At 67.6% G+C, this 4,392-nt stretch carries 5 protein-coding genes and 1 pseudogene; 2 read left to right on the top strand and 4 right to left on the bottom strand.

Translation table 11 applies throughout. The annotated features are described in order from the left end of the window. Together I6U14_RS04045 and I6U14_RS04050 are read left to right on the top strand one after the other, a co-directional pair. Positions 1-468 (top strand): annotated as a pseudogene (locus I6U14_RS04045) (argininosuccinate lyase); the annotation flags it as partial. A 52-nt stretch (positions 469-520) separates the two neighbouring features. Then, positions 521-889, top strand: a complete 369-nt coding sequence (locus I6U14_RS04050) for a nucleotide pyrophosphohydrolase (protein ID WP_296897064.1) — start codon at positions 521-523, stop codon at positions 887-889. 45 nt (positions 890-934) lie between these two features. Here I6U14_RS04050 and I6U14_RS04055 read toward each other — a convergent pair whose 3' ends face one another. From I6U14_RS04055 to I6U14_RS04070, 4 genes are all read right to left on the bottom strand, one after another. Next, positions 935-1,918 (bottom strand): LysM peptidoglycan-binding domain-containing protein, encoded by a 984-nt coding sequence (locus tag I6U14_RS04055; RefSeq protein WP_296897065.1) that lies wholly within the window; start codon positions 1,916-1,918, stop codon positions 935-937. Between the two features lie 79 nt (positions 1,919-1,997). Further along, complete coding sequence (gene sohB, locus I6U14_RS04060) at positions 1,998-3,008, bottom strand: protease SohB (protein WP_296897067.1); 1,011 nt, start codon at positions 3,006-3,008, stop codon at positions 1,998-2,000. 42 nt (positions 3,009-3,050) lie between these two features. After that, entirely contained in the window at positions 3,051-3,890 is an 840-nt protein-coding gene (locus I6U14_RS04065) for a thymidylate synthase (RefSeq protein ID WP_296897069.1), read from the bottom strand. A gap of 43 nt (positions 3,891-3,933) precedes the next feature. Continuing rightward, positions 3,934-4,272, bottom strand: coding sequence for a Rap1a/Tai family immunity protein (locus tag I6U14_RS04070; RefSeq protein ID WP_296897071.1), 339 nt, complete (start codon positions 4,270-4,272; stop codon positions 3,934-3,936). Positions 4,273-4,392 lie beyond the last annotated feature (120 nt).

Genomic DNA, 4,392 nt, shown 5'->3' on the forward strand with positions numbered 1-4,392 from the left:
CGTCGCCCCTTGTCCCGTAGTAGCGTCCACCTGTGTGGATACATCAAGGACAATCAGGAATACAAAGACCCGCTCTTCGATTCCGCCGACAACCTGCCCGGCTCGCTCAAGGTGTTCGCGGACATGATGCACCATGTGACCTGCAACCGTGAACGCATGCGGGCGGCCGCAACCCAGGGTTTCGCCACGGCGACGGATCTCGCCGACTACCTGGTGCACCGCGGCATCACTTTCCGCGACGCCCACGAAATCGTCGGCAAGGCGGTCGCCTTTGGCATCCGCGCCGGCCGCGATCTCGGCGAGCTGAGTCTGGAGGAGCTGCGCCGGTTCTCCCCGGCCATTGGTGAGGACGTGTACGAGGTGCTGAGCCTCGACGGCGCCGTACGCGCCCGCAATCACCTGGGCGGCACCGCTCCCGAGCAAGTGCGCGCCGCCATCGTGCGTAAGCGCGCCGCCCGGACGGGCTGAGGATGCTGACCCGAGACCTGACTCGAACCTGATCTGCCGCAGTTGTCAGCACGTGAAACAGACCAAGCCCGACAGCCTCGATGCGCTGAGCGAGCGTCTGCTCGACTTTGCCCGCGCACGCGATTGGGAGCAATTTCAGTCGCCAAAGAACCTGTCCATGGCCCTGGCCGGGGAAGCCGGCGAGCTACTGGAGCACTTTCAATGGCTCACAGAGGCGCAAAGCGCCGATCTGAGCCCCGAGAAGCGCCGCGCCGTGGCGCATGAGCTGGCCGACATCTTCAGCTATTTGCTGCGCCTCGCCGAGCGGCTCGACATCGACCTCATCGCCGCCACGCACGACAAAATCACCCTGAATGAAGCCCGATACCCCGCCGACAAGGTCCGCGGCGACGCCCGCCGCGCGGCGGAATACGACACCTGAGCATATACCCTGAGGTGACGCGTTGCCGGCTGGAATGCGGGATCCTTAGGGAATGATGAGCCGCATGCCGAGACGCAGCTCGTCCGGACCGTTGAGCACGTCGCGGTTGGCGTCGAAGATCCGCCGCCATGCGCTGGCGTCACCGTAGACCTTCGCCGCGATGCGCGAGAGCGTATCTTCGGCGCGAACTTCATAGACCACTTTGCTGCCGCCGTTGGCCATGGAGCCCGCAGCAGGCTGCTGAGCGGGGGCCGGGGCCTTGCCTGCGCCGGTGCCGTCGGGCGTCGGCGCTGCCGGCTTGACTGCCGCCGCCGGATCGGCGACGGGCGCGGGCGCCGCGGCCCCCGCACGGGCGCTCATCGTCTCGAGCCGGTTGTCCAGCTCCAAGACACGCTGCACGGCTTCGGCCTGACGTTCCTTCGCCGTCGCGAGCTCCAGCGATAGACGCTCGTTCTCGGTGCTGAGCCGCGCATGGGTCTCCTCCAGCGCGGCGTGCAGCTTCTCGGCTTTGTCTGCCCGCAACAGGGCCTCGTCCACCGTCAGCTGCTGCTGTTTGAGCCGCGCCTCGAGCTCAGCGACGCGGGTTTCCAGCTCCGTCACACGGGCCTCGGCCTCCTGCCGCTCACGCTCGGCTGCAGCCAGCCGGCTTTGCAAGGCCTCGAGCCTGGCCTCCTCGTCCATGAGCGCGCCATCACCGTTGTCGTCGACCGCGGCCAGCCGCGCCTCGAGACGCTCCGCCAGTGTCGCCAGCCGCGATGCCTGCGCATCCAGCCGCTCGGCGAGCGCCTGCTGCCCCTCCAGCGCACGCAGACGCTCGGTGAGCGCGGCATTCTCCCGCAGCAGGCGTTCATGCTCGGCGCCAACGCCGCCGTCGGCCGCAGGCACAGGTTCGCCAGCGGCCTGCGCCCAAGTCGGCGTCGGGAATGCCAGCGCGAGCAGCAGGTATGTCACGCAAGTGGCGCGGAAGCACAGGCACGCGCAGGCGTGCCAGGACTCGGGGTCTGCTGCGGACTCTTGGCGGGCATTCATGTCAGCGCTTTCGCAGACGCGTGCCGATGATGGCGGCCGGCTGGGACGCTCGACCCGGTCAGCGGAATCGGGCCAACGCTCAGGAAACCGCCACGCCCAGGGGTAGACGGCTCAACAGTGCACGGATACCGGTAACCAGCCTCTGCCATGGGCGCTTCTTGGCCTGCCAGCGCAGGCGGTAGAGATCGCGACCGGCGCGCGCGGCAAGCAGGTAGTCATCGCTCGTCGTCAGGTCGTCTACTAGGCCGAGCCCCAGCGCCTGCTCGCCGTACCAGTATTCGCCGGTGGCCACCTTATCGAGATCCACTCCCTTACGGTACTCCCGAATGAAGTCCTTGAACAGTTGGTGTGTTTCCTCGAGATGCTCGCGGAGCTTGACTCGACCGGCCTCGGTATTCTCTCCGAAGAGCGTGAGGGTGCGTTTGTAGTCGCCCGCCGTGTGCAGCTCGAAGTCGATGCCCTGATGCTCCAGCCAGCGGTGAAAGTTGGGTAGCTGCGCCACCACGCCGATGGAGCCGATGATGGCAAACGGGGCAGCGACAATGCGGTCAGCGACACAGGCCATCAGATAACCGCCGCTCGCCGCGACCCGGTCCACCGCCACGGTCAGCGGGATGCCGCGCCTGCGGACGCGCAATAGTTGAGACGCCGCGAGGCCGTGCTCGTGCACCGCACCACCGGCATTATCGAGCCGCACCAGGACCTCATCGCTCTCGCCCGCTTCCTGCAGCACGGCGGAAACGGTCTCCCGCAGCCCGCCGACCTCGCTGGCCAGGAGATCACCGTGAAAGTCCAGCACGAACAGCCGCGGCCGCTCGGCGGTATCGGCTTTGTTGCGGGCCTTGTGCGCCTTGTGCTCCGCCTTGGCCCAGCGCTTGTAGGCCTTCGGCGGCTGGGTGGCGCGCTTCAGGCCGTCGGCCATGTCATCGAAGCGATCGTTGAGGCTGATGATCTCAAGCCGACCGCCGTCACCGTCGTGTGCGCCGTGGTGTCGCGCCCGCAGTAACAGTCCAACGAAGAGCCCCAAGAGGGCGAGCAGGGTCAGCGTCTTGGTGGTGAACAGTGCGTAGTCGATGAGGGCTTCGAGCAAGGATCGGTCTCCTTAATTCGGCGCCACGCACCGCCCCTGTGATCAGACGGCGATGGGCGCGCGGATGGGTGGATGCGGGTCGTAGCCCGTAATAACGATGTCCTCGAAGCGATAGTCGAAGAGGCTCGGCGGCCGCCGGCGCAGCTCGAGCAGCGGCAGCGGCCGCGGCGCGCGGGCCAACTGGGCATAGACGATGTCCGGCGTGAGATGGTTCCGGTACAGATGCAGATCGCCGAAGGTGTGCACCAGCTCGCCCGGCGCCAGGTCGCACTGCTGCGCCACCATGTGCGTGAGCAGCGCGTAGCTTGCGATGTTGAACGGAACGCCGAGGAAGAGATCCGCACTGCGCTGGTACAGCTGGCAGGAGAGACGTCCCTGTTGCACATAGAACTGGAACAGGCAGTGGCAGGGCGCGAGCGCCATGCGTCCCGCAGCGGCGTTGTCCGCAGGCGCCCTGCCCGGCATCGGCAGGTCTGCCGGGTTCCAGGCTGACACCACCAGCCGGCGCGAGTCCGGATCGCGCCGGATGGTCTCGACGATGGCCGCCAGCTGGTCGATGCTGCGCCCGTCCGGGGCCGGCCAGCTGCGCCACTGTCGACCGTAGATGGGCCCGAGCTCGCCATCCGGCGCCGCCCATTCATCCCAGATGGTCACGCCATGGGCGTTCAGCCATTGATTGTTGGTGGAGCCGGAGAGGAACCAGAGCAGCTCGTAGACGACGCTCTTCAGATGCACGCGCTTGGTGGTCACCAGCGGAAAGCCGGCGGCGAGGTCGAAGCGCACCTGGCGCCCGAACACCGAGCGCGTACCCACACCGGTGCGGTCGGTCTTGTCGACACCGTTGTCGAGGACGTCGCGCAGAAGATCGTGATACTGCTGCATGCCGGACAGGCGGGTGTTGGCGAGAACGGGCGCGGAGCCTGACTCAGGGTCGGCCCCGGTCGGCACAGGGGTAGAGCCGCGCCATCACGCTCGGCACCACTTCGGCGGCCGCGGTCTGTTGGTGGGGCACGGCCCGCAGCGCCGACAGCACCTTCGGCAGAGCCAAGTCGATGGTTTCCGCTTCCGGCATACACCAGCGTGGACCGGTATCCGGCGCCTTGCCGGCACAGTCGCAGGGAACCGCGTACCACTCGCACATCGCGGCATCCACTCCGACGTCTCCGGCGGCGCGGCCGCGCTCGCAGACGGCGAGCAGCTCCGCGACGGTCGGACCGCTCGCGCCATCCGCGGGCGCCGCCGCGCCTGGGGGTCCCGCCGCCACAGCCGTGGTCGCTCCGAGCAAAAGAAGGCAGCGGGCGAGGCAGCGGGCGCTGGGCGGGGGCACGCAGGCAGACAAGGGACAGGGCTCGATTAGCCGTCGGACCTAGCGTTTAACCTAGGG

The organism is Thiohalocapsa sp. (assembly GCF_019695415.1).
Classification (GTDB): Bacteria; Pseudomonadota; Gammaproteobacteria; order Chromatiales; family Chromatiaceae; genus Thiohalocapsa.

What these genes read in the sequence shown, in the direction of transcription:
- I6U14_RS04065 (WP_296897069.1), bottom strand. Translation starts at nt 3,890, where the DNA reads ATGCAGCAGTATCACGATCTTCTGCGCGACGTCCTCGACAACGGTGTC.
- I6U14_RS04055 (WP_296897065.1), bottom strand. Translation starts at nt 1,918, where the DNA reads ATGAATGCCCGCCAAGAGTCCGCAGCAGACCCCGAGTCCTGGCACGCC.